This window comes from Streptomyces sp. MUM 203J (assembly GCF_022414595.1).
Taxonomy (GTDB): domain Bacteria; phylum Actinomycetota; class Actinomycetes; order Streptomycetales; family Streptomycetaceae; genus Streptomyces.
Genome location: NZ_JADWYO010000011.1, coordinates 41,116 through 68,073, shown reverse-complemented (window position 1 = coordinate 68,073; position 26,958 = coordinate 41,116). Strand labels below are relative to the sequence as shown.

General features: G+C 70.8%; 19 protein-coding genes and 4 pseudogenes. 13 read left to right on the top strand and 10 right to left on the bottom strand.

Annotated features, from left to right (window positions below; all coding sequences use genetic code 11):
- Nucleotides 1-5 precede the first annotated feature (5 nt).
- A complete protein-coding gene (locus tag I3F58_RS09135) occupies nt 6-1,694 on the bottom strand; it encodes an acetolactate synthase large subunit (RefSeq protein WP_240107774.1) in 1,689 nt (562 codons plus the stop codon).
- Between the two features lie 476 nt (nt 1,695-2,170).
- Here I3F58_RS09135 and I3F58_RS09130 point away from each other — a divergent pair, with 476 nt between their 5' ends.
- The gene (locus I3F58_RS09130; protein ID WP_240107773.1) at nt 2,171-2,647 is read left to right on the top strand and encodes a VOC family protein; all 477 of its coding nucleotides are present in this window, start codon (nt 2,171-2,173) and stop codon (nt 2,645-2,647) included.
- A gap of 98 nt (nt 2,648-2,745) precedes the next feature.
- Here I3F58_RS09130 and I3F58_RS09125 read toward each other — a convergent pair whose 3' ends face one another.
- Entirely contained in the window at nt 2,746-3,300 is a 555-nt protein-coding gene (locus I3F58_RS09125; RefSeq protein WP_240107772.1) for a DoxX family membrane protein, read from the bottom strand.
- 259 nt (nt 3,301-3,559) lie between these two features.
- On the opposite strand from I3F58_RS09125, the gene I3F58_RS09120 reads away from it, so the two are divergent.
- Nucleotides 3,560-3,982 carry a DUF350 domain-containing protein gene (locus I3F58_RS09120; RefSeq protein WP_240107771.1) on the top strand — a complete coding sequence of 141 codons (423 nt, stop codon included), beginning with the start codon at nt 3,560-3,562 and terminating at the stop codon, nt 3,980-3,982.
- A 24-nt stretch (nt 3,983-4,006) separates the two neighbouring features.
- On the opposite strand, the gene I3F58_RS09115 is transcribed toward I3F58_RS09120, so the two are convergent.
- Nucleotides 4,007-4,501: a hypothetical protein gene (locus I3F58_RS09115; RefSeq protein WP_240107770.1), complete on the bottom strand. Its 495-nt coding sequence runs from the start codon at nt 4,499-4,501 to the stop codon at nt 4,007-4,009.
- Nucleotides 4,502-4,730: 229 nt separating this feature from the next.
- On the opposite strand from I3F58_RS09115, the gene I3F58_RS09110 reads away from it, so the two are divergent.
- Nucleotides 4,731-5,504, top strand: a complete 774-nt coding sequence (locus tag I3F58_RS09110; RefSeq protein ID WP_240107769.1) for a peptidoglycan recognition protein — start codon at nt 4,731-4,733, stop codon at nt 5,502-5,504.
- A 99-nt stretch (nt 5,505-5,603) separates the two neighbouring features.
- The gene (locus I3F58_RS09105) at nt 5,604-7,541 is read left to right on the top strand and encodes a sigma-70 family RNA polymerase sigma factor (RefSeq protein WP_240107768.1); all 1,938 of its coding nucleotides are present in this window, start codon (nt 5,604-5,606) and stop codon (nt 7,539-7,541) included.
- 7 nt (nt 7,542-7,548) lie between these two features.
- Here the strand turns inward: I3F58_RS09105 and I3F58_RS29605 are convergent, their stop codons facing one another.
- Nucleotides 7,549-8,616 (bottom strand): CAP domain-containing protein, encoded by a 1,068-nt coding sequence (locus I3F58_RS29605; RefSeq protein ID WP_240107767.1) that lies wholly within the window; start codon nt 8,614-8,616, stop codon nt 7,549-7,551.
- 293 nt (nt 8,617-8,909) lie between these two features.
- On the opposite strand from I3F58_RS29605, the gene I3F58_RS09095 reads away from it, so the two are divergent.
- The 3 genes from I3F58_RS09095 to I3F58_RS09085 all read left to right on the top strand — a co-directional run bounded on the left by I3F58_RS09095 (nt 8,910) and on the right by I3F58_RS09085 (nt 11,324).
- A complete protein-coding gene (locus tag I3F58_RS09095) occupies nt 8,910-9,239 on the top strand; it encodes a CU044_2847 family protein (RefSeq protein ID WP_240107766.1) in 330 nt (109 codons plus the stop codon).
- Nucleotides 9,240-9,300: 61 nt separating this feature from the next.
- On the top strand, nt 9,301-10,836 hold the full coding sequence (hpnR, locus tag I3F58_RS09090) for a hopanoid C-3 methylase HpnR (RefSeq protein ID WP_240107765.1): 1,536 nt from the start codon (nt 9,301-9,303) through the stop codon (nt 10,834-10,836).
- On the top strand, nt 10,833-11,324 hold the full coding sequence (locus I3F58_RS09085) for a carbonic anhydrase (RefSeq protein WP_240107764.1): 492 nt from the start codon (nt 10,833-10,835) through the stop codon (nt 11,322-11,324). The genes hpnR and I3F58_RS09085 overlap by 4 nt, the downstream gene beginning before the upstream one ends.
- A 30-nt stretch (nt 11,325-11,354) precedes the next feature.
- Here the strand turns inward: I3F58_RS09085 and I3F58_RS09080 are convergent, their stop codons facing one another.
- Nucleotides 11,355-11,870, bottom strand: a complete 516-nt coding sequence (locus tag I3F58_RS09080; protein ID WP_240107763.1) for a hemerythrin domain-containing protein — start codon at nt 11,868-11,870, stop codon at nt 11,355-11,357.
- A 119-nt stretch (nt 11,871-11,989) separates the two neighbouring features.
- On the opposite strand from I3F58_RS09080, the gene I3F58_RS09075 reads away from it, so the two are divergent.
- The 4 genes and pseudogenes from I3F58_RS09075 (at nt 11,990) to I3F58_RS09060 (ending at nt 19,360) form a co-directional block, all read left to right on the top strand.
- Nucleotides 11,990-13,657, top strand: a complete 1,668-nt coding sequence (locus tag I3F58_RS09075; RefSeq protein ID WP_374207928.1) for a cytochrome bc complex cytochrome b subunit — start codon at nt 11,990-11,992, stop codon at nt 13,655-13,657.
- Nucleotides 13,612-14,061: pseudogene (locus I3F58_RS09070) on the top strand (inositol monophosphatase); the annotation flags it as partial. The gene I3F58_RS09075 and the pseudogene I3F58_RS09070, both read left to right, overlap by 46 nt.
- Nucleotides 14,062-14,098: 37 nt before the next feature.
- Nucleotides 14,099-14,341, top strand: a pseudogene (locus I3F58_RS09065) (transposase); the annotation flags it as partial.
- Between the two features lie 357 nt (nt 14,342-14,698).
- Nucleotides 14,699-19,360 carry a glycosyl hydrolase family 18 protein gene (locus I3F58_RS09060; protein ID WP_240107762.1) on the top strand — a complete coding sequence of 1,554 codons (4,662 nt, stop codon included), beginning with the start codon at nt 14,699-14,701 and terminating at the stop codon, nt 19,358-19,360.
- Nucleotides 19,361-19,443: 83 nt separating this feature from the next.
- Here the strand turns inward: I3F58_RS09060 and I3F58_RS09055 are convergent.
- The 3 genes and pseudogenes from I3F58_RS09055 to I3F58_RS09045 form a co-directional block, all read right to left on the bottom strand.
- A pseudogene (locus tag I3F58_RS09055) lies at nt 19,444-20,178 on the bottom strand (transposase).
- An 85-nt stretch (nt 20,179-20,263) separates the two neighbouring features.
- Nucleotides 20,264-21,031 carry a hypothetical protein gene (locus I3F58_RS09050; protein ID WP_240107761.1) on the bottom strand — a complete coding sequence of 256 codons (768 nt, stop codon included), beginning with the start codon at nt 21,029-21,031 and terminating at the stop codon, nt 20,264-20,266.
- A gap of 64 nt (nt 21,032-21,095) precedes the next feature.
- Nucleotides 21,096-22,295 carry an IS110 family transposase gene (locus I3F58_RS09045; protein WP_240107760.1) on the bottom strand — a complete coding sequence of 400 codons (1,200 nt, stop codon included), beginning with the start codon at nt 22,293-22,295 and terminating at the stop codon, nt 21,096-21,098.
- Nucleotides 22,296-22,928: 633 nt separating this feature from the next.
- Here I3F58_RS09045 and I3F58_RS09040 point away from each other — a divergent pair.
- Entirely contained in the window at nt 22,929-23,306 is a 378-nt protein-coding gene (locus tag I3F58_RS09040) for a GNAT family N-acetyltransferase (RefSeq protein WP_240107759.1), read from the top strand.
- A pseudogene (locus tag I3F58_RS09035) lies at nt 23,240-24,476 on the top strand (IS1380 family transposase); the annotation flags it as partial. The gene I3F58_RS09040 and the pseudogene I3F58_RS09035, both read left to right, overlap by 67 nt.
- A gap of 221 nt (nt 24,477-24,697) precedes the next feature.
- Here the strand turns inward: I3F58_RS09035 and I3F58_RS09030 are convergent.
- Both I3F58_RS09030 and ctaD read right to left on the bottom strand, forming a co-directional pair.
- Entirely contained in the window at nt 24,698-25,150 is a 453-nt protein-coding gene (locus I3F58_RS09030; RefSeq protein WP_308354971.1) for a cytochrome c oxidase subunit 4, read from the bottom strand.
- Nucleotides 25,147-26,862 carry a cytochrome c oxidase subunit I gene (gene ctaD / locus I3F58_RS09025; RefSeq protein WP_374207927.1) on the bottom strand — a complete coding sequence of 572 codons (1,716 nt, stop codon included), beginning with the start codon at nt 26,860-26,862 and terminating at the stop codon, nt 25,147-25,149. The genes I3F58_RS09030 and ctaD overlap by 4 nt, the downstream gene beginning before the upstream one ends.
- Between the last annotated feature and the right edge of the window lie 96 nt (nt 26,863-26,958).

The following is a 26,958-nucleotide window of genomic DNA, read 5'->3' as shown; positions in this document are numbered from 1 at the left end:
GGGTGTCAGAAGGGGCCGTGGAGCGCGCCGAGACGATCGGTCAGCCGCAGGTTCTCCGAGTAGTCGACCGGGCAGGCGATCACGGACACGGCGTCGTCGTCCAGCGCGTGTCGCAGTGTGGGCAGCAGTTCGTCGGCCGCCTGGACCCGGTAGCCGCGTGCGCCGAAGCTCTCGGCGTAGCCCACCAGGTCCGGGTTGGTGAAGCGGGTGTGGCTGTGCCGACCGAGCGCCAGCTCCATCTTCCACGTGATCAGTCCGTACTCCTGGTCGACCAGGACCAGGACGACCAGGGGGATGTGTTCGCGGACGGCGGTCTCCAGTTCCTGGGAGTTCATCAGGAACGCGCCGTCCCCCGTCATGGCCAGCACCTTGCGGTCGGGGCGGGCGAGCCGGGCGGCGATCGCGCCGGGCAGCGCGAACCCCATCGTGGACAGGCCGTTGGAGAGAATGCAGGTGTTCGGCTCGTAGGTCGGGTACAGCCGGGCCATCCACATCTTCCCGGCGCCGGTGTCGACGAGCACGATGTCGTCGCGGCCCAGCGCGGCACGCACGTCGGCCACCACACGCTGAGGCACCAGCGGGCATGCGTCGCTGTCGCGTCCGTACCGCAGTTCCCCGGCGAGCAGCGACCGGATCTTCTCGTCCCCACCCGTGTCGAAGGCGAGCCGGTCGGGCAGGGCCGCGGAGAGCGCGTCCAGGGAGAGGGACAGGTCGCCCTCCACCCCGACCGCGACCGGGTAGTGGGCGTCCACCTCGGCGGGGAAGCGGTGCAGGTGGACGATGCGTTTGTCGCCGTCCGGATTGATCTTCCGCGGGTCGAACTCCTGGAGTTCGTACCCCACACAGACCAGGACGTCGGCGGTGTCGAAGCCGAAGTTGCCGTAGTCGTGGCGCATGAAGCCGACCGCCCCCAGAGCCCTGGGGTGATCGTCCGGGAAGACTCCCTTGCCGTGGAAGGTGGTGGCCACCGGGACGTCCAGCCGCTCGGCGAACCGTGCCAGGGCCGCCGAGGCGTCGCCTCTGGCGGCTCCGTGACCAGCCAGCACGACGGGGCGACGCGCCCCCGCGAGCACCTCGGCGGCCCGGGCGACCTGGGAGGGCGAGGGTGCGTCGGGGTGCACCGTGTCGACGTGCAGCGGCGCCGGCCGTGTCGCGGGGCTCGCTGCCTCAAGGTCCTCCGGGACCGCGAGGAACACGCTGCCCGGGCGTTCGCTCTGTGCTGTCTTGAACGCCTTGCGCACCATCTCCGGCACGGCCTGCGGGGTCAGGACCGTGGCAGCCCACTGGGTGACCGGGGCGAACATCGACACCAGATCGATGACCTGGTGGGACTCCTTGTGGACCCGGTCCAGCCCGCCCTGGGCGGCCACCGCCACGACCGGCGCGCTGTTGGTCGTCGCATCGGCCGTACCCAGCAGAAGATTGATCGCGCCGGGGCCCAGCGTCGCCGAGCACACTCCCGCGCGTCCGGTCAGCCGCCCGTAGACCTCTGCCATGAACGACGCGCCCTGCTCGTGGCGCACGAGGACGTAGCGGATCCGGGAACCGTTCAGGGCGTCGATGAGGCGGACGTTCTCCTCACCGGGGATCCCGAAGACGTACTCGACTCCTTCGGCCTCCAGACAGCGCACCATCAGATGCGCCACGTCCTCCACTGCCTTCGGGTCCCGGGTGCCGGAGCGATCGGTATCCATAGGGAGAAACTAGACATAACGCCAATATCCGGCCAGTCGGCACCTGCCGGACGGACGGCGACACGGGCAACCCGGCATGCGCGACCGGCGGCCCGCGTTCGTGGCGCCGGGGCCGGGCACAGGGTGACGGGCCGTACGTCCACGGCGGCGGGCCGGCCGTCGGGCCGTCCGAGACGGGGGACATCCACCCCGGGTCCGTAAAGCCGACCGTCCGTACACGGGGCGGCTGCGCCCTCGGAGACATCGGCGGCACTACCCGGAAGCACGGGAACACGGCCCCCGGGCGGAGGGGACCTCCACGGCGCCCGCGCCGGTCCTTCAGGTACCGGCCGGGGGTGTGGGTGCACCCGGCTGCGGGGGCTCGTGCGGCGTGTCAGGCTGGTCGGGTGGTCCGGGCACACGGGACTCTCCCCTGTGCCCCGAGTGCAGCGCGATCTGCTCTGCTCCCTACTTGACCGGAAGGGCGGGAGTCCCCCGTGAGCGTCAAGCCTGTTCCCGACAACCATCCGCGTGTCACGCCGTACCTCTGCTGCGACGGTGCCGCCGACGCGCTCGACTTCTACCGCACCGTGCTCGGCGCTCAGGAGCGCATGAGGATGGACGGCCCGGACGGCAGGATCGGCCATGCCGAGCTGCTGATCGGAGACTCGGTCATCATGCTCGCGGACGAGTACCCGGAGATGGAGTTCCGCTCGCCCAGGACCGTGGGCGGCACCCCGGTGAACCTGTACGTGTACGTGGAGGACGTCGACGCGGTCTTCGCGAAGGCGCTCGCGCGGGGCGCCCGGGAGATGGATCCGGTGAAGGACCAGTTCTACGGCGACCGGAGTGGTTCCTTCGAGGACCCGTTCGGCCACCGCTGGAATGTGGCCAGCCATGTGGAGGACGTCCCGGCGGACGAGATGGAGCGACGGGCCCGCGAAGCCATGCAGTCCACGGGCGGCGGAAGCTGACGCCACGTCCGCCACGGCCCCGCGCTGCCGCCACGCCCCGCTCCGGGCGTGGCGGCAGCGGCCGTTTCGCGGTGGGCGCGCCGTCTCCGGTTCCCGGTTCAGACGGCCGGCGCGGTGGGATCGTCGGTGGCAGGCGGGGACCCGGCCGCCTGGTCCCGGGCGCGCTTGCCGAGGACCGCCGCCGCGCCCAGGGCGCTGGCGACGAACGCGGCGGCCAGGGTCCAGGGCCGGTCCAGGCGGTGCCCGAGGGCGTGGTCGAGCGAGTAGCGGCCCGCACCCGCCAGTCCGAGCGCGGCGGCGGTGAAGCCCAGAAACGCCGGGTACTCGTAGCCGCCGGACTGGTTGAAGAAACCGGCCGGTGCGTGCACGGCCACCGCGCCCGCCATGGCGCCCGCCGCCATGGCCCCGGCGGCCGGGGTTCCGAGGCCCAGCGCGAGCAGCGTGCCACCGCCCGCCTCGCCGAGACCGGCGGCGACGGCGCTGTGCCGCCCGGGACGGAAGCCCATCGCCTCCATGGCCTGTGACGTCCCGTGAAGTCCGCCGCCGCCGAACCAGCCGAACAGTTTCTGCGTGCCGTGCGCGGCGAGCACGGCACCCGTTCCCGCCCGGAGTGCCAGCAGCCCCAGGTCCCTGCGGCGGGAGCGGGGGTGCATACGGTGGCGCGGGCCGAGGCATGGGCGGGAGTGGACGCGGTGCACGGGGCCTCCAAGGGGCGTGGACGTCGGGTGATCGCGGTTCCACTCTGCGCGGAATCCCGCGCGGCCCGCCGTGCTGGACGCCGCCATACGGGGCATATCCGGCCTCCCCCACCGCACCGGAGGCGGACCGGCCACCGTGCGCTACATTTTGCGTCGCCTTGACCGCGATCACTCGGGGTCACCGCTCATACGACTGCAACGGGGAGCCGACACAATGATCGACATCGTCAACGGACTCGGCAGGGCCGCCGCTTACGGCGGCCTGGGGCTGGTCCTGCTGATTCTCGGCATAGTCCTGATGGACGTCCTGACGCCCGGCAACCTGCGCAGCCTGATCTGGCAGCAGCGCAACCGCAACGGTGCCCTGCTGCTGAGTTCGGCGCTGCTCGGCATCGGCGGCATCGTCTTCACCTCGATCTGGTCGACGTACGACGACTTCGGCAAGGGCATCGTGTCCACGGCCGTCTTCGGGCTGCTGGGCCTGGTGATGATGGCCGTGGCGTTCGTGGTGGTGGACCTGCTCACGCCGGGCCGTCTCGGCGCCCTCCTGGTGGAACCCGAGCCGCACCCGGCGGTGTGGGTGACGGCGTCCTGCAACATCGCGGTCTCCGCGATCGTCTCCGCGTCCATCGCCTAGCCGCGCCGTCGGCGCCCCCCACGGCTACGGTCCCGAGGCCGCGTCCAGCGGCTCGGCCTCCAGGAAACGGCGGCCACGCGGGCCCTTGTACAGCAGCGGTTCCCAGCCCAGCCGGTCCAGGGCCCGGGCACATGCGGCCAGTGCCCGCTCCTCGTCCCGCGCGGCGCCGCCGCCGGGCGGGCCGAGCCACTCCACCCGTACCGTGCCCGTCCGTTCGCCCGGCGCGACGCGGTACCCGGTGGCGGTCCGTGCGCCGTCCGGGTCCCGCGCCGAGGGCGGTATCCCGGCGGCCTCCAGGGCGAGAGCGACGGCCCGAACCGGACGGTGGCGCTCCCAGGGCGCCGGCACCGCCCCCGGGTCACCGCCCGAGGTGGTGGTGAGCCGTCTGATCTGGAGCATCCCCTCGTACGCCACCCGCACCTCGGCAGTGCGGTGCTCGGCCGCCGCCGGGTCCACCGCCGGGTCGGGCGGCGCGGGCCCGTCACCCGTGGCAGCCTCGAACACCCGCCCACCGGTCATGCCCGCTCCTTCCCCCGGGAGTGCGCGACGGCCATGGCGGCCGCGGCACCCTACTCGACCGGTTTCCACGGTAGAGGGCACCACTGACAGTCCCGGTGGTTCCGTACGGAGCACTCCAGGGGGCGGCCGACGGAAGGGTTCGCGACCATGGTGACGACGGTGGCGGGCGGCATGGCGGAGCCCGCCCGGCGGCGGGTGCGCCGGGCGCCGGGCAACGGAGGAGGCGAGGATGCGGCTGCGTCTCCCGTACGCCCGCCGGTCCCACGCCGCCGCCCTCGCCGTCCTCCTGCTCCTCGTCGTGGCCTGCCTGCTGGTCAACCCGGCGTCCTCGCCCCGCCGCCCCGCCGAGTCCGCGCCTTCCCGCACGGCGGTGACGCCCCGTCCCGAACGGCACCAGAGCCCCCGGCCGGTGATCGTGCCCCGGGCGGCGTGGCGCGCGGAGACGGTGACCACCGCGCCGGCCGCCCGGTACGCGCCCACGGTGAAGGCCGCGGTCATCCACCACACCAGCACCCCGAACGGCTACGACTGCGCGTCCGTGCCGCGACTGCTGCGCGGGCTGTACGCGGGGCATGCCTTCGGGCGGCACTGGGACGACATCGGCTACAACTTCCTCGTCGACGCCTGCGGCATCATCTACGAGGGGCGGGCCGGCGGGGTGGACCGGGCGGTGGTGGGGGCGCACACCAAGGGGTTCAACGAGGGCACGGTCGGCATCGCCGCGATCGGCACCTTCACGGAGGGGGTGCGGGTGCCGGAGCCGATGCTCAACGCGATCGCGCGGCTCGTCGCCTGGAAGCTGGACCCGGCCGGGCCGGATCCGCGCGGCACGGTGCCGCTGGTCTCCACGAACGACGAGTCCCGCTTCCCGAAAGGCACGCAGGCCCGGCTGCCGGTGGTGGGCGGGCACACCGACGGCTACCCGACCCGCTGCCCCGGCGACGCGCTGTACGCACGGCTGCCGGACGTCGCCGCGCGGGTCGCACGGCTGCAGCACCGCTGACACCGCGCCGGTATTTGTGTTATCGACATCCCGCGGCGGGATCTCCCAAGGCGGGCCGTCAGGGCCGGAACCAGAACGACCGAGGCGGAGCGGGCAGGCATGCAGAGGGATGACGAACACGACCCGGAGCTGGTGAGAGCGGCGCGGGCGGGTGACCGGCGTGCCCGTGAGCGGCTCGTCGCGGACTATCTGCCGCTGGTCTACAACATCGTCGGCCGGGCCCTGGACGGGCACGCGGACGTCGACGACGTGGTGCAGGACACCATGTTCCGGGCGCTGGACGGGCTGGGCGGGCTGCGTGAGCCGTCACGGTTCCGGCCGTGGCTGGTCGCGATAGCGATGAACCAGATACGCCGCCGGTGGACCGACCGGCGGCAGGCCCCCGTCGCCACGCTGGAGCGGCTGGCCGAACGGCCCGACCCCGGCGCGGACTTCGTGGACCTGACCATCCTGCGGCTGGGGCTGTCCGGGCAGCGCCGCGAGGTGGCGGAGGCGACACGCTGGCTGGACGAGGAGGACCGGGAGCTGCTGGCGCTGTGGTGGCAGGAGGCGGCGGGCGAGCTGTCGCGCGCCGAGCTGGCCGAGGCGCTGGACGTTCCGGCGCGGCACGCGGCGGTGCGGGTGCAGCGGATGAAGGAGCGCCTGGAGACCGGGCGGATGGTGGTCCGCGCGCTGGCGGCGGCGCCGCGTTGCCCTGAGCTGGCCCGGCTGACGGAGGGCTGGGACGGCCGCCCGGCCGGGGTGTGGCGCAAACGTGTCGCCCGCCACGCCCGCGGCTGCCGGGGCTGCGGCGGCCACGGCTCGGGCCTGGTGCCCGCCGAGGGTCTCCTGGCGGGCCTGGCCCTGGTGCCCCCGGCGGCGACCTGCCTGCTCCTGCCACCGCCCGGGGACGGGTTCACCGCCCTGAACGCAGCCGAGACCTGGAACGCCACCCCTGCGCCGCAGGGAGAGGCAGAGGCGGAGCCGTTCGGGGCAGACGGCGCCTGGCCCCATGGCACCGAGACCACCGCGCACCAGGACTACGGGGCCGGCTGGCCCGACGCCGCCGGGCCCACAGCCCACACGGGCGGCGCCGAGGGGGCCTGGGGGGTCGGGTCCGGGACGCCGGGGCCGGGCGGCACCGACTGGGCTACGGGACCCGGGACAGCAGGCACCCCGGGAACCGGGGCTTCCGGCACGGACGGGACCTGGGCGGCCGGACCCGGGACGGATGCCACGGGACTCCAGGGCTTCGGCGCGGCCGGGGCAGAGGTGCCGGGGGCGGGGAGTTCCGGCGTCTCCGTGCCGGGCCTTCCGAGGCCGGGTGGGGGCGCGGGGCAGGGGGATCCCGGTGCGGGTGGTGGAATCGGGCTCGGCGGCGGCTCCGGGGGTTCACCGGGGTGGGTCCGGTGGGCCGGCGGCGCGGTGGTGGGGGCGGCGGTGGTCGTGGCGCTGTGGCCCGGCGCGGACGACCGGAGCGTGCCCGGGCCGCCCGTCCCGGCGGGGCCGCAGGCACCCTCGCCCGTGGTGACGGCCTCCCCTGAGGCGGTGATGAGCAGCAGTGACGTGTCGCCCTCACCGGAAGCCGTACCGTCTTCCCCCGCGCCCGAACCGTCCCGGTCACCGTCCCCCTCGCCCTCCCCCACCGCGACCCGGCGGGCCACCGCCGCGCCCGGCGTCGAGCAGCGGCTGACCGAGCTGGTGAACGCCCGGCGGGCGGAGGCCGGGTGCGGGCCCCTCCGGCTGGACCCCCGGCTGACGGCCGCAGCCCGGGCCCACGCCCAGGACATGCTGGCGCGCGGCTACTTCGACCACGCGAGCCCCGAGGGGCAGCACGCGGACGCGCGGATGGAGGCCGCCGGGTACGACGCGGGCGCCTGGGCGGAGAACCTGCACCAGGGACCCCAGGACGCGGCGGTGGTCGTCGACGACTGGATGGACGGCGCCGGACACCAGGACAACATGCTCGGCTGCGGGTACCGGGACACGGGCGTCGCGGCGGTGCCGGGTCCTCGGGGCACGGTGTGGGTGCAGACCCTCGCCGCCCCGGCGGGGTGACGGCACGTCAGCTCGCGGCACCGAAGTTCTGCACCCACCAGGGGCCGTTGGAGCGGAGGTTCACCCCGACGCCGATGTCCCGGAACGCACAGTTGAGGATGTTCTTGCGGTGCCCGGAGCTCTTCATCCAGTCGCGCATCGCGGTCGCAGGGTCCTTCGGGCCCCGGTGGATGTTCTCGGCCCAGGTGCGCCAGCGGTAGCCCGTACTGCTGATACGGTCGCCGGCGCTCCGGCCCTCGGGGGTGTCGTGCTCGTAGTAGTTGCGGGCCGCCATGTCGTCGGCGTGGCCCTGCGCGGCCTTCTGCAGACGTGAGTTGACCCGCAGTGCCGGGCAACCCGCCTTGGCACGCTCGGCGTTGGCCAGCGCCACGACCCGCCGGATGTGCCCGGCCGCCGCTCCCTCGGGCGCGGCGCCCCCGGCCGGAGGCTGCTCTCCGGCGCGCCGGGCCCCGGTGGGTGCCGGGGCACGGGGCGTGGTGGCCGTACCGGGCCGGGTCGCGCGCAGACCGGAGGGGGCGTCCGCGGTGCCCGTGCCGGATATCGCCCGTGTCGGGGAGGCGTCCCCGCCGGCCGGACGGGACGGGCCGTCCTTCCCGGCCCCGGGCGCCGAGGGCGAGGACGCCGCTCCCGAAGCCGGGGCCGAGCCGGACGCGGACGCGCTCGGGGCTCCCGTGGCCGTACCGTCCGGGCTTGCCGGAGCCGAGGTTCCCGGTGTCGTACCGGGCACCGAGGGAACCCCCTCCGGGACGCCCGCCCCGGACCGGTCCAGCGCCGCGACGCTCTCCGCCGGGCTCACCGTTCCGGCGGTGCGCGTCGAGTCGTCGCCGCCGGTGCCGCCGAGGACGAACGTGGCGGTGGTCACGGCGACCAGCGCCGCCGCTCCGGCGACGACGGGCCCGGCGCCCTGGTACGTCCAGCGGCGCCTGGGCTGCGAGGCGTGGCGCCGCACTCGTGGCACGGCCGGGGCGGCGCGCCGCCCGCGCTTCCCGCCGCGGCGCCCCGCCGGGCTCGGGCCGGTGTCGGGGCGGTCGTCGTGGTGGGGGTCGTAGAACTGGCCGTCCTGGCTGTGCTGCACGGACTGTGCTCCCTGCTCTCTCGATGACGGATGACGAAGGGTCCCCGGACGGTCCCTGACCGTCCGGCACACAGGAGATCGGGCGCAGCCATGCCGACAACGGTTTCCTCAGGTGTTTCTTCCGAACGTCTTCCTTCCTCCTGTTTCCGACCGTGGTGAAGACTTCCGTGGCGACACGCCCGGGAAACCGGCCGGTCCCCCGGACCGGCGAGATACGGCCACGGCCGCCGGGCAGTGGTCCGTACGGACCGTTCCGGGATGCGGGGCCCGGCCCGCCGGGTCAGGCTGACGGCGTGGCGCAGCTGATCACGATGAGGGTGGACGAGGACGGCGAGCGGTCGGCGGTCTTCGAGGTCGACGACGGGCTCGTCGGGCCCTGGCCGCAGGACCTGGCGCAGGGCACGGAGGAGGGCCTGGCGGTCCGGGGGCGGATGTCGCTCCAGGAGGCGCTGGACCAGCTACAGCCCACGCTGTCGAGCGTCACCCGCTCCGTGCGGCAGCTCGGCCCGCAGCAGACGGAGATCACGTTCGGTCTCAAAATGGGCGGCGAGACGGGCGTCATCGTCGCCAAGGGCACGGCGGAGGTGAACTTCGCGGTCCGTCTGGTCTGGGACCGCCGCTGACCGAAACCCCACGGTCCCTCTGCCCGCACCTCGTCCGTTCCCGTCCGGCTGGAGTCCCCCCATGCGTGTGATGCTGGTCCACCCCAGCGCGTTGATGTACTCGGAGATCTTCCTGCGGCTCGAACCGCTGGGGCTGGAACGGGTGGCGGCGGCGGCCCGCGAGGCCGGTCACCAGGTGCGGGTCGTGGACCTCCAGGTGCTGTCGCACCGTCTCCTGGACGACGAGCTGCGCTCGTTCGCACCCGAGGCCCTGGGGATCTCCCTCAACTACCTCGCGAACGTGCCCGAGGCGATCGCCATCGCCCGCCGAGCGAAGGCCGTGTCGCCGGGCTGCTTCGTCTTCTTCGGCGGCCACAGCGTCTCGTTCATCGCCGATCATGTGCTGAAGCAGGCCGAGGGCGCCGTCGACGCGGTCGTACGGGGGGAAGGCGAGCCCGCCGTCGGGCCGTTGCTCCAGGCGGCGCGGGACGGGGGCCTCGCGACCGTCCCGGGCGTGGTGTGCGCGGAGGGCCGGGGTCCGGCGCCGCTGATGCTGGACAGTCTGGACCGGCCGCGCCCGGCCCGTGACCTGATGCGCAAACGCAGCCGCTACTTCATCGGGGAGCTGGACCCGTGCGCGTCCATCGAGTTCACCCGCGGCTGTCCCTGGGACTGCTCGTTCTGTTCGGCATGGACGTTCTACGGGCGCAGCTACCGCAAGACGTCGCCGGAGGCCGCGGCCGACGAGATGGCGTCGATCCGGGAGCCGAACGTCTTCATCGTCGACGATGTGGCGTTCATCAAGCCGGAGCACGGCAACGGCATCGCGGCGGCGCTGGAGCGGCGCGGGATCCGCAAGAACTACTACCTGGAGACCCGCAGTGACGTGCTGCTGCGCAACCAGGAGGTGTTCGAGCGGTGGGCGCGGCTGGGTCTGCGCTACATGTTCCTCGGGATGGAGGCCATCGACGCGGAGGGCCTCGACCTGTACCGCAAGCGGGTGAGCCCGGACGAGAACTTCCGGGCGCTGGAGGCGGCCCGGCGCATGGGGATCGTCGTCGCCATCAACCTGATCGTGGATCCGGCCTGGGACGCGGAGCGGTTCCGGCTGGTGCGGGAGTTCGCGCTGACGGTGCCGGAGATCGTGCATCTGACGGTGATGACGCCTTACCCCGGGACGGAGATCTGGCACACGGAGGCGCGGCAGCTGACGACCCGGGACTACCGGCTGTTCGACATCCAGCACGCGGTCGTGCCGACGAAGCTGCCGCTGGAGGAGTTCTACCGGGAGCTGGTGCGGACCCAGGCGGTCCTCAACCGCAAGCATCTGGGCATGCGGACGGCCATGAAGGCCATGGGGATCCTGAGCCGCAATCTTCTGCGGGGTCAGACGAACTTCGCGCGGATGCTGTGGAAGTTCGGGCGCGTGTACAACGTGGAGCGCCAGCTGGCGGACCACCGGCGGCCGGTGCGGTACGAGCTGCCGCTTCCGGAGCGGCGGGCTGCGCCGGGGCGCCAGGACCTGTTCATCCACACCCGCCCGGTGACGGGGACCGGACGCCGGCCGGCGGGATCGGCGCCGGGCCCGTCACCGGACGCGGGCCCCGAAGAGCGATGAGCGCAATCGACGACGTGCTGGCGAACAACGCCGCGTTCGCGGCGGCGTACGAGGACCGTGATCCTCCGCGTCCGCCGAGAAGGCGACTGGCCGTCGTCGCCTGCATGGATTCGCGGCTCGACATCTACAGGATGCTGGGCCTCGCAGAGGGGGAGGCGCACGTCATCCGGAACGCCGGCGGGGTGGTCACGCAGGACACCATCCGGTCACTCGTCGTCTCCCAGCGCATCGGGGGAACGCGGGAGGTCATGCTCATGCACAACACGGAGTGCGGGATGCTCACCTTCCGGGACGCCGAACTGCGACGGCGGGTGGAGAGCGAGACGGGGGCCGAGGTGCCGTTCGCGTTCCAAGCCTTCAGCGACCTGGAGGAGCAGGTGCGTCGCTCCGTGGCCCGCATCCGGGAAAGCCCGCTTCTCGTCCACAGGGACGCCGTCCGCGGCTTCGTCTACGAGGTCCGTACCGGAAGGTTGCGCGAGGTCCGCTGACGGATCCGGGAGCCGGGGCCACCGCCCCCGTCAGCCGGCCCCGCGGCGCAGGAGGCGCCGCACACGGGCCAGTACGGCGACGTGGCGGACACGGGTCGCCGTCACCGGGGGAAGCGCTCGGGCCCGGGTCCCCAGGCGGTGGAGTTCGTCCGGCGGGCACACGGCCTGGAGCCGGGGCAGCAGCAGCTGGTCCACCTGCCGGGTGTGCGCACTCACCGCGTGGACCAGGTCCAGGAGGAGCTCGTCGAACCGCTCCTCGTGCGGCGCCGCCCGCGCCAGCTCCCGCAGCAGCGCCCCCGTCTCACGCCGCTCGGCGGCCAGGCGCTCCGCCCACACGCCCCCGTCGGCGGCGAGCCAGTCCAGCGCGGCGGGGCCCAGCACCCTCCGCTCCCGGTCCAGGTGGGCCGTCAGGAGACGCACCGTCTCGTCCGCCCGTTCCCCGCGGGCCTCGCTGCCCGGTGCGGCCTCCCGCACGCGGTCGAGGAGCCCGTGCAGCCGTACGTGTTCGGAGGTCAGCTCCTGCACAAGGTCGGGCTCATGGGTCACATCGGCCTCCCTGCCGGCCCGGTGATCTTCGGACCTGCCCATGTTCTGCCCAATGCGCGGCCGTGCGCGGCTCCGACCCGCATAGTGGGCCGACGAATGGCACGAGGGGAGCGAGGCGCATGCTGCGGAGCCGGAGGCCGGGGCACGGACCGGGCCGTGGGCGAACCGCCGGATTCACCGGATACGTGGCGCTGGACCGCCGGGCACCGGTCTCCGAGCTGGCGCGGGTGATGCTGCGGAAGGCGTACCCCGACCACTGGTCGTTCCTGCTGGGGGAACTCGCCCTGTACAGCTTCGTCGTGCTGCTGGTCACCGGCAGCTATCTGACCCTGTTCTTCGACCCGAGCATGGCCCTGACCGAGTACGACGGCTCGTACGGGCCGCTGCGGGGGGTGCAGGTCTCCCAGGCGTACGCCACCACGCTGGACATCAGCTTCGATGTGCGGGGCGGGCTGCTGATGCGGCAGATGCACCACTGGGCCGCGCTGGTCTTCGTGGCCGCGCTGGCCGTGCATCTGCTGCGGGTGTTCTTCACGGGGGCGTTCCGCCGTCCGCGTGAACTGAACTGGACGCTCGGGGTGACGCTCTTCATGCTCGCGATGCTGGAGGGGTTCGCGGGCTACTCCCTGCCGGACGACCTGCTGTCCGGGACGGGGCTGCGCACCGCGTACACGATCCTCACCTCGATCCCGGTCGTGGGGACGTATCTGGGCTTCTTCGTCTGGGGCGGTCCCTTCCCCGGCGAGGTGCTGCTGCCCCGGCTGTACATCGTGCATGTGCTGTTCGTGCCGGGGCTGCTGGTCGCGATCATCACCGTGCACATCCTGCTGGTGGTGTACCTGAAGCACACCCACTGGCCGGGCCGGGGGCGGTCCAACCGCGACGCGGTCGGGATGCCGATGTTCCCCCAGTTCACGGCGAAGACCGTGGGGCTGTCGCTGATGGTGTTCGGGATCATGGCGCTGATGGGCGCGGTCGCCCAGATCAACCCGGTCTGGAACTTCGGACCGTACCGGGCCGACCAGATCTCCACCGATGTGCAGCCCGACTGGTACGTCGGGTTCCTGGAGGGGGCCCTGCGGCTGATGCCGCCGTGGGAGACGGTGGTGGCGGGGCACACCTTCATGTGGAACGTGCTGATTCCGGCGGTGGTGCTGCCGGGTGTGCTGTTCACGGGGCTGTTCCTCTACCCGCATCTGGAGCGCTGGCTGACCGGCGGGGACGAGGGGCTGCGGGAGCACCACCTCTGCGACCGGCCGCGCGATCACGCGACCCGCACGGGGCTGGGGGTCGCCGGGGTGGTCGCGTACGCGGTGCTGCTGGCGGCCGGGGGCAACGATGTGATGGCACTGGTCTTCCGGGTGTCGGTGGAGAGCCTGACCTGGACCTTCCGGGTGCTGTTGGTCGTCGGCCCGGTCGTCGCGTTCCTCGTCACGAAGCGGGTGTGCCTGGCGCTCCAGGCACACGACCGGCGGTTGCTGGCGGACGGTGAGGAGACCGGGACGGTCGTCCAGGACCCGGACGGGGGGATGGCCGAGCCGCACGAGCCGGTGGACGCGGAGCGGCGCGGGCGGATGCTGGTGCGGGACATGGCGACTCCGCTCCCCGGCCCCGGGGCGGACGCCCCGCTGCCGCGGCGGCTGCGCGCGCGGCTGAGCGCCTGGTACTGCGGCGGGCGGGTGGAGTTGCCGGCCACGACCGAGGAGCGGCTCCAGGTCACCGGCAGGCTCACGGAGCCGACATGGAGCGGAGCGCGGGCCGGGGCCGCTGCGGGGGAAGGCGACTGAGCGGTCCGCCGCCGCCTGGCTGTCCTGCGCGCATGCTGATCACGAACGGGGAGACCGACGCGTGCGTGGCCGTCACGGCGGCACGGGCGCGCGCGGCCGTCGTACGGGACATGTACGGAGCGTCGACGGCGCGGTACGAGGAGGCGGCGGGCGACTTCGCGACGGCCGCGGACATCGCGTCGGAGCGGGCGGTACTCGACGCGCTACGCGGCGCGCGGCCCGAGGACGCCGTCGCGGGTGAGGAGAGCGGCTGCGCCGGTCCGGACTCCGCACACCGCCGCCGGCTGGTCGACCCCCTGTGCGGCACGCTCAACCACGCGGCGCGCACGGGGCTGACGGCGGTGAACGTGGCGCTGCGGGAGGGGGACGAGGTCACGGCCTCCGTCGACCCGTTCACGGACGAGGTGTTCTGGACCGACGGCACCCGCGCCCGGCTCACGCCGGATCTGGCTGGAGATCGTGCAGATCGCCCTCGACCCGCTGGCCTGGGTGCCGATGCTCGCCCTGACCGGCAAGGCCAGGCTCCGGGAACCCCGCCGACTACGACTCCGCCTGTTCACCGCGGCCGGACAGTTCGTGACCACCGGCCGTCGGCACATCCTCCGCCCGGCCCGGCACCGGCCCTGGACCGGTCACATCACCGAAACCCTCGACCGACTCACCCAACTACCCGACCTTGGCTGACCAGCGGAATCCCCGCCCCTACGACAGCACCACCGGCCCGGAGCAGTGGAACCCGGCGCCACCCCGAGGCGACACTCGGGCCCCCAGCCTCAACCCACGGCACGAAAACGGTCCACCGGCCCGGTCGGCGGGCCGTCACGAAACTTCGAGGTTAACAGCATGTAAGCCGGGCGCTCAACCTGCCCCGACTCTGAGATCATCACCACCGCTCACCACAAAGGCCCCGCCAGTAAGCTGACGGGGCCTCATGAACGATTGAATCCAACTGGTTTCCAACGATTCGGTTGTTCCCGATCTATTGGACATGAGAAATGGGGGGAACTCTTGTTCCGCCGCTTAATATCCACAGTGGCGGTGGTGGCCGGGCTGGCAGCGTCGCTTGTCGTTCCGGCCGCCGCCACCGATTTCCCTGCGGCCACCACGCCCTTGGTCACCTGGAACATGCAGGGGGCCGGAAACTCGGCACAGGACGGCAGCAAGTGGACCAACACGGTCCAGCGGCTGGCGTTGCAGTTTCCGATCCTGATGCTTCAGGAGGTCGGCCCGCAGCCGCCTCAGAACAGCGTCGCACAGCCTGACCAGACCTTCACCACGACCGACAGCCAGGGCAACACGCATCAGTTCACCGTGCTGCACCGGACCTGGACCGTCGACAGCGGTTACCGCAGTGCCATCCCGACCCGGGAGGTCTACTTCCTGCAGTCCGCCGACGACGCGACCAACCCGCGCCGGATCGGCGGCCGGGTCAACAACGCGCTCGTCCTGACCGAGGCGCCCGACGAGCTGATCGTCGTCGGCAACCCGGTCGACGCCGGCCGGAACGCGCTCGGCGCGCGGTTCGGCAACGAGTGGTACTTCACCATGCACGGCCTGTCCGGCGGTGGCGGTGACTCCGGGACGATGCTGGACGCCATTGACGACCAGCTCGAGAGCCTCGGGAGGCAGCGTGGCGTCACCTACCACGCGACGATCGGTGGCGACTTCAACGTCGAGCCGCATGTCCTCGCCGAACGGACGAGTTTCCCACCGACCATGCGGATCCACAGTCCGGGTACGGCGACCCACCAGAGCGGTGGTCAACTGGACTACTTCGTCACCACGCACTTCGACCACGACCTGACGGTCACGGTCCGGTCCGAGGGCAATTCCGATCACCGCCCGGTCCAGTCCGGCCAGCTCAACGCGGCCGGCGCCAGCCCGTCGATCGACGAGCTCCGAGTGATGCCCACCGGCGACGGGATCACGGCCGGTGTGCACAGCACCCACGAGGATGGCTTCCGGGACCCCCTGCACAGCATCCTGAAGGGCCTGACCACCATCGCGGTGGTCGGTGGCACGGTGGCCGGTCTCCTCTTCAAACGCACGGATTTCGTCGGTGAACTGAAGAACGGCAAGCGCGGCGACCCCGACCACATGGGGTTCGACGGCAAGGGCATAGACGACATCAAGGCCGAGGCGATCCCCTCACTGCAGACGCTGCGACCGAACATGATGACCCTGGTCGCGGGCACGGCCGATCTGGCCGGGGGTGCCGACGGTACGGCGACGGCTGGGAAGATGCAGAGCTTCCTGGACGAGATCTACCGGGCCTCGCCGACGACCACGGTCCTGCTCGGGACCCTGCCGCCGTCGACGAACCCGACGTACCAGGCACGAATCGACGCCTACAACAGCGCGCTCCGCACGATGGCCTACGCCAAGATCGAGGGCGGCGCACGGCTGGTGCTGGTCGATCTGGGCTCGGTCACCCCGCAGGACATCACCAACGAGATCTACCCGACCGACGCCGGCTACCAGAAGATCGCGGACGCCTTCGCCGAAGGAGCTCGGATCGCGGTCCTGCAGCGCATGATCAGCGGCCGCTCGTACGTTTGGGAGCCGATCGGCAAGATCCGGGACGCCGCCGCGACCGGCTCGAAGATCGCGTTCCCCGACCTGGACGGCGATGGCAAGGCCGACTACGCGGTGGTCGGTACGGACGGCAAGGTCACCGGCTGGCGCAACGACGACCCGCGCAAGGCCCCGGTCTCCTTGGGCGACATCAGCCCGGCCGACCGCGGGAACAACCCGGCGCTGGTCTACTTCGCCGACCTGGACGATGACGGCAAGGACGACTACATCCGGATCCTGCCGACAGCCGACTCGCCGACTGGAATCCCCGCGATGCGGATGTCGCGGAACACCAGCAGTGGCGACAAGGTCAGCTGGGACAGCGCGACGGTCGTCGCGAACAACCTCGGCTACGAGCCGGAGCTGTACTTCACCGACCTCGACGGTGACGGCCGCGACGACCTGATCACGCTGGACCGGATGGGCCTGCCGACCGCCTGGCAGAACAAGGGCAAGGGAATGCCGACTCCGGGCGGCTGGGACAAGGTCGAGAGTTTCGCCACTCCGGGTGAGGCGCGCGGCGCGCAGGTCGCCTTCGCCGACATCACCGGTGACGGCAAGGCCGACACGGTCCGGGTCGAGTACACCACCGGTGAGGTGCGGGCCTGGCAGAACACCGGCGCTCCGTGGAGCGTCACCGCTGGCTGGAAGTCGCTGGGCGTGGTCCGTGCCGACGATCCGTTCCAGGGCACCTTCGGGACCTTCGCCGACCTGAACGGCGACGGGATCGAGGACTTCGCCCTGACCCGCTCCGGTACGACGGCAACGACGGCGAAGACCGCCGTCATGGCGGCCATGGCGAGCGATGCCGGTGACATCGAGGGCTGGCTGGTGCCGAGCTACGGCGATGGCAGCCGCAGCGACGGCGGTGCCGGTGATCTCGGTGTCAACGGTGGTGTCGGTGACCCGATGGAGTCGCACCCCGGTGGCGACGACGGCGGTCCGCGGCCGACTGCGTCAGGCGACTGCCGGCCGGACGGTCTGGCGACCACGCCGGGCGTGGCGACGCCGTACTGCAAGGTCTATCAGAGTGACGGCCGGGAATGGCTCGGCCAGGGCCGGGGCCGCCGGGTCGTGGGCTACTTCAACGGTGGCCGCACGGGCGCCGACGGCACGCCGCACTACCTGGTGAAGAACATCCCGTGGTCGAAGGTGACCCACCTCAACTACGCGTTCGCGTCGGTGGAGAACAACCAGATCAAGGTCGACTCGAACGCCACCCAGAAGGAGTGGCCCGGCGAGGTCGGCGCCGAGATGGATCCCTCGCTGCCCTACAAGGGGCACTTCAACCAGATGACGAAGTACAAACGCCTGCACCCGCGGGTGAAGACGCTGATCTCGGTCGGTGGCTGGGCCGGTTCCGGCGGCTTCTACGCAATGACCACCAACGCCGACGGCTCGGTCAACCAGGACGGGATCGACACGTTCTCGCGCTCGGTCGTGGACTTCCTGCGGACCTACGGATTCGACGGTGTCGACATCGACTTCGAGTACCCCACGGTCCTCGAGGACACCGGCAATCCGACCGACTGGGCGGTGTCGAACCCGCGTCGCAAGGGTCTGCCCACGACGTACGACGCGCTGATGAAGACGCTGCGGGACTCGCTGAACCGGGCTTCGGTCGCGGACAACAAGTATTACCTGCTCACCTCGGCGTCGACGGCCTCCGGCTACCTGGCCCGCGGGATGGCGAACCAGACCGCGCTGGACTACCAGGACTTCACCAACCTGATGGCCTACGACTACCACGGCACCTGGAACGACGTCGTGGGTCCGAACGCGGCGCTGTTCGACGACGGCAAGGACCCGGAACTGGCCGATCAGTACGCCACTCCGGAGTACGGGAAGATCGGGTACTTCAACACCCACTGGGCGATGACGTACATGCGGGGCGCGATGCAGGCTGGGCGCGTCAACATCGGTGTGCCCTATTACACGCGCGGCTGGCAGAATGTCACCGGCGGTACGAACGGTCTGTGGGGCACGTCGCAGAAGCCGGGCGGCTGCGAGCCGGGTACGGGCCTCAAGCGGCCGTGTGGTGACGGTGCCATCGGCATCGACAACATCTGGCACGACGAGACCAACAACGGCAGCGAGCTCGGCTCCGGGACGAACCCGCTGTGGCACACGAAGAACCTGGAGAAGAACATCACACCGGTCTACGCACGCAGCGTCGGGCTGACGCCGGAGACCGACATCACCGACCGGCGCACGGGCCAGTACACCCGGCACTGGGACGACACCACGAAGACGTCGTGGCTGTGGAACGCCGAGAAGAAGGTGTTCCTGTCGACCGAGGACGAGCAGGGCATCGACGCGGTCACCGATCTGGTCAAGTCGACCGGTGCGGGCGGCGTGATGATGTGGGAGCTCGGCGGCGACTATTCCTGCCCGGCGGACGTCCAGCCGGACACCCCGTGCGGGATGGGGTACACGCTGACCACCCGGCTGAACGAGAAGCTCGGCAATATCGGCGCCTATGACAACAATCTGCGCACCGGCAGCAGTGGTGTCGCGCCGACGGTGACCACCAACCTGAGCGTCGAGATGGTCAACTACCCGACCGCCACGGCAAACCTGTGGCCGTTGCAGCCGACCGTCCGGATCACCAACAACACCGGGCGCACGCTCGGCGGTGGCAAGGACACGAAGCTGTCGTTCGACATTCCAGCCTCGACGTCACCGCTGGTCAAGGACGGCAACTGGCAGACCGGTGCCCAAGGTGGCCAGTGGAAGCTGACGCCCGGTACGACGTTCCACCGGGTCAGCACGACGCTGGACTACTGCCAGATCATCCCGGCCGGGAAGTCGCTCGACCTGCCGATCATCTACTTCCTCCCGATCACCGGTCCGGTGAACACGAGTCTGTCGATCGGCGGTACGGCGTACGCACCGGCGACCGACAACCTCAAGGGACTCGGTATGGCGACCCCGCCGGCCGGTGGTTGTCATGCCGCGAACTGGGACGCGACCAAGATCTACTCCCCGGCCAGCCAGCCGATCGAGCAGACCACGGTCAAGTACAACGGCAAGGTCTGGAAGGCCAAGTGGGAGACGAAGGGCAGCCCCCCGGGCACCGGAGCCGACGCCGACCACGAGCCCTGGAAACTGATCGGCGACGCCAGCTGACCGTTTGGGAGCGCCAAAGGTCTGTCCCGTAAATGATCTTTGCGTCTCCTCGGGCATGGTGGGCTGCCGTACCGCCCGTCGGCCTATCCGGCGAAGGCGAGGTTGTGCATGCGGGCGATGCCGAGCATGGCATGGTGGACGCCGTCGCCTTTCAGGCGGCAGTCGCGGAGGATCTTCCAGGTCTTCATGCGGGCGAAGACGTGCTCGACGCGGGCGCGGACCCGCTTGTGGGACTTGTTGTGTTCTTCTCTCCAGTCCGGGAGTTCGGTCTGGCCGCGCTCGCGGCGGTGCGGGATGACCAGTCCGGTGCCTGGGTATCCGCCGTCGGCGATCGTGAGAGTCTTGCCGACGGCGGCCTTGGCGCCGGACTCCTCCACGCCTTGCAGTCGTTGCGGTTTCCGGCGAGCGGCCGGCCGACCACGACGACCAGGCGGGTGTCGGCGTCGATGACGACCTGGTGGTGGGTGGAGTACCGGTAGTTCTTCGACCGCTCGGCGATGGTGTGGTCGCTGGTGGGGACCAAAGTGCCGTCCACGATGAGCACGGCGTCCTTGGCGAACCGCTTGCGGGGCTGGAGGGCGAGCATCGGCCCGAGGTGGTCGATGATCCGGTCCGTCGCAGACTTCAGCACCCCGAACAGCGGAGCCAGCTGGCGCAACGTCAATTTCCGTTCGCCAGTACGCCGCGACCAGCAGCGCCCGGTCCTCCAACGGAAGGCTCCACGGCCGGCTCTTGCGGACCGCGTCCGCACCCTCACGACGCAGAACCGCCACCAGCTTCCCGAAGGCACGCGGGCTCAGCCCGGTGAACGGGGCCATCCAGACACCTCACGGCGCCAAGCCGTCAAGTCGGGACAGCGGGCACGAGCTCACTGTTCGATTTCGAGGGCCGTGCCGGTGGTCATCAGAGAGCGTCCTTGATGTGGCCTCGGGCGAAGTCCCATGGGGCGGGTGCATTGGCGGCCGCGTACTCGTCGGCGATGCCGAAGACGCTCCCGCATCCTGGGCATTCCGCCTGGCCGAACAGGTGCGTCAGGCCCCAGGCGAGCCGTTGCTGGCCATCCCGTACGGCCGACTCGTGCAACATCCTCCCGGTGCCGGTCAGCTCGTGCGGGACGGCCGGCCGGAGCGGGACCTGGTGGACATCCCCCAGATTCCAGTCCCGGATCGAGGAGTAGCAGCCGTAGTCGCCGACCGCGATCGTCACCGGTGCGTCGCAGTGCGGACAAGCGACAGTGACGAAGGAATCGGTGAAGTCGTCCAGGGCCTGGAACCATAGGGGCTGGCCGTCGAACGCGAGTATGGCCCGCAGCCGGCTCAGGTAGATTTTCCCGTCCAGGCCAGACCGCAGCCGGGCGGTAGCCATGGCGCGAAGCTCGGCCAAGGTCGCCGCACAGCGGGCGACTTCTTCGTCGGCGCCGTGAGGTTGGAGGAGGCCACCCGCTATGGCTCCGGCCAGATCGAGCGCCCAGTCCCCGGCGTCCTCGGTCTTCGCGATGTCCGCCAGCTGCGGCAGTGCGGCGATGCTTGCCGGGGTGATCGTCCCCTGGTGGCACAAGCGCCCCCAAAGCCAGTCGATGGCCTCCTGGTCACGACCGATGGCTCGGTCCAGCAGCCCGGGGATCGCGTGTGCCGGGCCGTAGGCGTCGTGGAGTATGGACCAGTCGATCATCCGGTGATTCAAGCACGTTGCGGAGCGACCTCCGGGGGGGGCGGTGAGTCGTGAGCGGGATCACCTACGCCACCGCCGGTGCTGGGGCTTGCGGCGTCGGGAACGCGGTGTGCTCATCGAACAGCTGGCGGTTCTTGAGGCAGTGGTGGAGCTGGCCCAGCATCCGGTTGAACAGATTGCGCTGTCCAGCGGCGTGCCAGTCTCCGTGGTCGTCACGTCGCCGCCGGTAGTGGGCTTTGGCGCCGGGCGAGGCGGTGATCGCTGAGAACGCCCAGAGGTAGCCGGCGTGGTTGAGCCGGTTGTTCTTCACCCATCGTCTGGTGATGTTGGACTTCTTGCCGGAGGCTCGGGTGACGGGTGAGGCGCCCGCGTAGGCCTTCAGGCCGCGGGCGTCCGCGAAGCGGGTGCGGTCGTCTCCGATTTCGGCCAGCACCCGGGCGGCAAGCTGGATACCGAGGCCGGGGAAGCTGAGGATGATTTCGGAGTCCGGGTGCCGCGGGAGCGCCTCCTCGACGGCCTGGGCGAGGTCGTCGGCGGCGGTGCAGGCGGCCGTGAGCTGTCCGAGTAGAGCGAGCATCTGCTTGCCGAGCGCGTCCTCGACAAGCTCGGGCTGACGGGCCCAGTCAGTGCGGAATGCCTCGCGCAGCCGCTCGACGTCCGACCCGATGCCGCGCTTGCGGCCCGCACGCTTGAGAGCCGCCGTGATCTGGGTGCGAGTCAGGCTCGCGGGCCTCCGGTCGGCACAAGCCGTTGTCCCACTTGGCGAAGGCCTCCAGAGCGGCGGGGTAGTGCGCAGCGGCGAGCGGAGCTGGTTGGCAACCTGCTGCCGGTTCCAGACCGCGTCCTGCTGAGCGCGGGCCAGTACGGCGATGGCGCGGGCCAGGTCGCTGTCGTTCGGCAGCGGCCGGTGGGCATGCATATCCGTGCGCAGGATGTTCGCCAGGACCAGGGCGTCGCCGGGGTCGGACTTCTTGCGGGAGACCGCGTGCCGGTCGCGGTAGCGGGCGGCAGCCATCGGGTTGATCACGAACACCTTCCGCTTGCCTGCCCGCAGCACCGCGACCAGCAGACCGCGGGAGGTCTCGATCGCGACCGGGATCGGGGTCTCCTCCGTGTCGCCGTACTCGGCGAGCAGGTCCATCAGGCTCCTGTAGCCGGCCGCGTCGTCGGTGATGTGTCGCTTCGCAAGCAGCTGGCCGGTGTCGTCGACCAAGGCGACGTCGTGTGTCCTCTCGGCCCAGTCGATGCCGCAGTAGATCAACATTTCCTCCCCAGAGGCGCGGTGTTTGCGCTGGTTGCGAGCACATGGGGGCCACGCAGCGACCTAATTCCAGGACTCGACCATCCGGTCGGTCCGCCACCTCACTAGCCGTTCGTGGCACCAGCGCACCCCACGGGCCCCGGTCTCCTCGGGAGCTCTGACGGCTCTGGAGTATCAGGAGGTCACCGTGCGGCGGGCTCGCACCACCAACACCAACGAGTGATCAAGCAGCCAGTGTTGACGGTGGTGGCGACCTCGAAGACACCGAGCGCCGCCGCTCTGGACAAAGGGATCGAGTGCCCAGACGGCTCCAGGCGTACGTTCGGTGCCCACGAGGCTGCCACCACCTGCACTGTGGAAGGCCGGGATGAGCGAAGGGCATCGACCCCCGGCGCTCGAACGGACTGGTGACACCCCATGGCGTCCACGGCCCGTTACCAAGGAATTAGGACGGCTCCGACGCCGCGATCACGCCAGCCACACGGAGATCATCTCCTGCGGCCCGGGAACTCCGCGTGATGCCGCGCAGAATCCGATGGCGCGGCACGGCTCTGGCGTCAAAAACCACCGGATGCATGAAGTGAAGCTGTCCGACGGGATCATCACTCTGTCCCCCCCCCCCTGCGCCTGGACGATGTGGAGGCGCACCTCGCGGGGGAGGACGAGCTGCTCGTTCGTTGGCTCAACGGCGGTCCCGGCAAGTGGGAGGGCACCGAAGCGTACTTCCGGCACTGCCGGGAGCAGTGGGACACCGCCGGGCCACTCCACGCGTTCGGCATCCGGATGGGTGCCGACAAGGTGCTCGCGGGCACGATCGACTCGCGGTTCGCAGGAGAAGGTCTGGCACCCGGCCAAGTGAATGTCGCCTACGGCCTCTATCCGTCCTGGCGGGGGCGTGGCCCGGCTACCCGCGCGGTCCTGTTGGCGTCCCAGTACGCGGCGAGTGAGGGCGGGGCGGAGGCAGGATCGGGGTTGATCACGCGGTCATGCTTGCCGACGGCGGCGAGGCGATAGCGGACCTGGCCCTGCTGCGCGACCAGGCGGAGGTGTTCGGCCCTGTCGCCTCCACCCCGACCGCCTGGCGCCTGCTGGCCGGCATCGACTCGGCTGCACTCGCCCGCCTGCGCTCGGCCAGGGCCACCGCCCGCGAAATCGCCTGGATGCAGGCCACCGACACCGGCCCCGGGATGCCCGTAGCCCGCGCGGGCGGACGCGACCTTGCGGGCCTGGTCCTGGAAACATCGACGCCACACTCGTCACCTGCCACTCCGAGAAGGAGCAGGCCGCGGCCACCTACAAGCGCGGCTTCGGCTACCACCCGCTGCTCTGCTTCGTGGACAACACCCGGCGAAGCCCTGGCCGGAGTGCTGCGGCCCGGCAACGCCGGGGGCGACACCGCCGCCGACCACATCGCCGTCCTCGATGCGGCCCTGGCCCAGATCCCCGACGCCAACCGCACGGCACTCCCATCCTCATCCGCACCGACAGCGCCGGAGGAACCAAAGCCTTCCTCGCTCACATCCGGGCCCTGCGCTCGCGCGGCATCCACACGTTCTTCTCGGTCGGACACCCCGTCACCGAACCGGCCCGCCGCGCGATCCGCGCCTGCCCGAACACGTCTGGCATTCCGGACCTGAGCAGGACGGCTTCCTGCGCACCGCAGCGGAGGTCGCCGAGCTGACCGGCATGGTGGACCAGGACGGCTATCCCGAAGGCACACGAATCGTCGTGCGGCGTGAGCGCTCGCACCCCGGCGCCCAGCTGTCCCTGTTCGACCTCGACGAGGGCACGCGCCACCAGGTCTTCCTCACCGACACCCCCTACGGCGAAGGCTCATTGCAGCACCTGGAAGTCCGCCACCGGGCGGACTTCCAGCGTCGAGGACCGCATCCGCTGCGGCAAGACCACCGGTTTCGGTCGCTTCCCCTCGCGGCACTTCGCCATCAATCAAGCGTGGCTGGAGTTGTCCCTGACCGCCCTCGACCTGCTCGCCTGGATGCGCGCTCTGCTGCTGGAAGGCGAACTGGCCACCGCCGAACCTAAGAAGCTCCGCTACCGGCTGCTGCACGCATCACCCGAGGCGGTCGCCGTCTGCACCTGCGGATCTCCGCGACCTGGCCCTGGCGAAACGAGCTGACCAGCGCATTCGCCCGCCTCACAGCCCTTCCACGGCCGGCCACCTGATCCACGGCACCGCCCCTGACCACCCACGCCCCGAGGAACCCCGGAGAACCCGACCCACGCATCGAGCCCCGGCCATGCCCACACAGCCACGAACGACCGAAACCACCGCTTCACCCTGATCCGACCAGCAAAGCCACGCGAAGCGAAACAGGGAGGTTAAACCCCTGATCCCCGCCGGAACGGGGCGGCTCCGCCGTCGTCGCGGCCGCGCGGATCCTCCCCTACCGCGGACGAGCCTGTTCCGCCCCCTCGGTGCCGCTGCCCGAGGGGAAGCGATCCGCGATCGACTGCTCCCGCCGCGCGTGCGGGAACACCATCCCGAACACCCCGCCCGCCGTCAGGCCCAGGCCGATCAGGAACAGCCACAGGCCGAAGACGATCCCGACGCCCATGAGGGCGACGCCGGAGGCCGTGAGGACGGGAGTCGCGGCCACGGGCGGGAAGTGGCCGAGCGGACCGCCCCGCTCGTACACCTCGCCGTCCTTGCGGTCCTCCGGGCGGCGGCCCTTGCGCCGGTAGGTCATCGCGCAGAAGAAGGAGATGAGCGCCGACATGCCGGACGCCACGGTGAGGGCCGCCGTCCCGGCGGGTTCGCGGGCGAAGACGATGTAGGCGATGTCCGTGACCAGGAAGAACAGAGCGACGCCCGCGAAGAGGTACGCCTCGGTCTTCATACGCCCCGCCCTTCCAGGGGACGGGGTTCCGTCGGCGGCGGGGGCAGGGGGCCGGGGCGGGTGACCTCCGGGTGGTTCAGGTCGAAGGCGGGCGAGTCGGACCGTACCCGGGGCAGCGCGTGGAAGTTGTGCCGCGGCGGCGGGCAGGTGGTGGCCCACTCCAGGGAACGGCCGTAGCCCCACGGGTCGTCGGTCCCGACGCGCCGCCCGTGGACGGCGGTCCGCCAGACGTTGTACAGGAACGGCAGCGTGGACAGACCGAGCAGGAACGCGCCGATGGTCGAAACCGTGTTGAGGACGGTGAAGCCGTCGGCCGCGAGATAGTCGGCGTAGCGGCGCGGCATGCCCCTCTCGCCCAGCCAGTGGTGGACGAGGAAGGTGGTCTGGAAGCCGACGAACAGAGTCCAGAAATGGATCTTTCCCAGGCGTTCGTCGAGGCGCTTTCCGGTCATCTTGGGCCACCAAAAATAGAATCCGGCGAACGTCGCGAAGACGATCGTGCCGAACAGCACATAGTGCAGATGGGCGACGATGAAGTACGAGTCGGTGAGGTGGAAGTCCAGCGGCGGTGAGGCGATCAGCACCCCGCTGAGCCCGCCGAGCAGGAACGTGACGAGGAATCCGGTCGCCCACAGCATGGGGGTCTCGAAGGAGAGGGAGCCGCGCCACATCGTGCCGATCCAGTTGAAGAACTTCACACCGGTCGGCACGGCGATCAGGAAGGACATGAAGGAGAAGAACGGAAGCAGGACGGCTCCCGTCGCGAACATGTGGTGGGCCCACACGGCCGCCGACAGCATGGTGATGGCGATGGTCGCGCCGACCATGCCCAGATAACCGAAGACAGGTCTGCGGCTGAACACCGCGATGATCTCGGTGACCACCCCGAAGAACGGCAGTGCGACGATATACACCTCGGGATGGCCGAAGAACCAGAAGAGGTGCTGCCAGAGCAGTGCCCCGCCGTTCGCCGGGTCGAAGATGTGGGATCCGAACTTGCGGTCGGACTCCAGGGCGAGCAGCGCGGCGGTCAGCACCGGGAAGGCCAGCAGGGCGAGGATCGAGGTGAAGAGGATGTTCCAGGTGAAGATCGGCATCCGGAACATCGTCATACCGGGCGCCCTCAGGCAGACGATGGTGGCGACGAAGTTGACCGCGCCGAGCGTGGTGCTGAGCCCCGCCACCGCGAGCCCCATGGTCCACAGGTCACCGCCCGGCCCGGGTGAGTAGACGGCACTGTTCAGCGGGGCGTACGCGAACCACCCGAACGAGGCCGCCCCGTCGGGCAGCAGGAACCCGGACATCACGGTGAGCCCGCCGAACAGGAACAACCAGTAGGTGAGCGCGTTCAGACGAGGGAACGCCACATCGGGTGCCCCGATCTGGAGCGGCATGACGACGTTCGCGAACCCCGCGAAGGTGGGCGTCGCGAAGAGCAGCATCATCACCGTGCCGTGGACGGTGAAGAGCTGGTTGTACTGGTAGGCGCTCATCAGCTGGAGGCCCGGGCGGGCCAGCTCGGCCCGCATCAGCAACGCCATCAGCCCGGCGGCGAGGAAGAACCCGAACGCCGTGGCCAGATACATGTTGCCGATCGTCTTGTGATCGGTCGTGGTCACATACGTTCTGATCCTGCTGCCGAGTGCGAGGCCGGAAGGCGGCTCTCCCGGCGCCGGCGGCCGGTGCGGGGCGGCTTGGTCCGCTGGGAGCATGGGTGGTCGTCTCCGGGGGCTGGGTGCCGGTCACGGCAGGTCACGGCCCCACCTCTGTAGCCCGTCCCGCGCCCGGCCAAACCCTGGCGTCCGCCA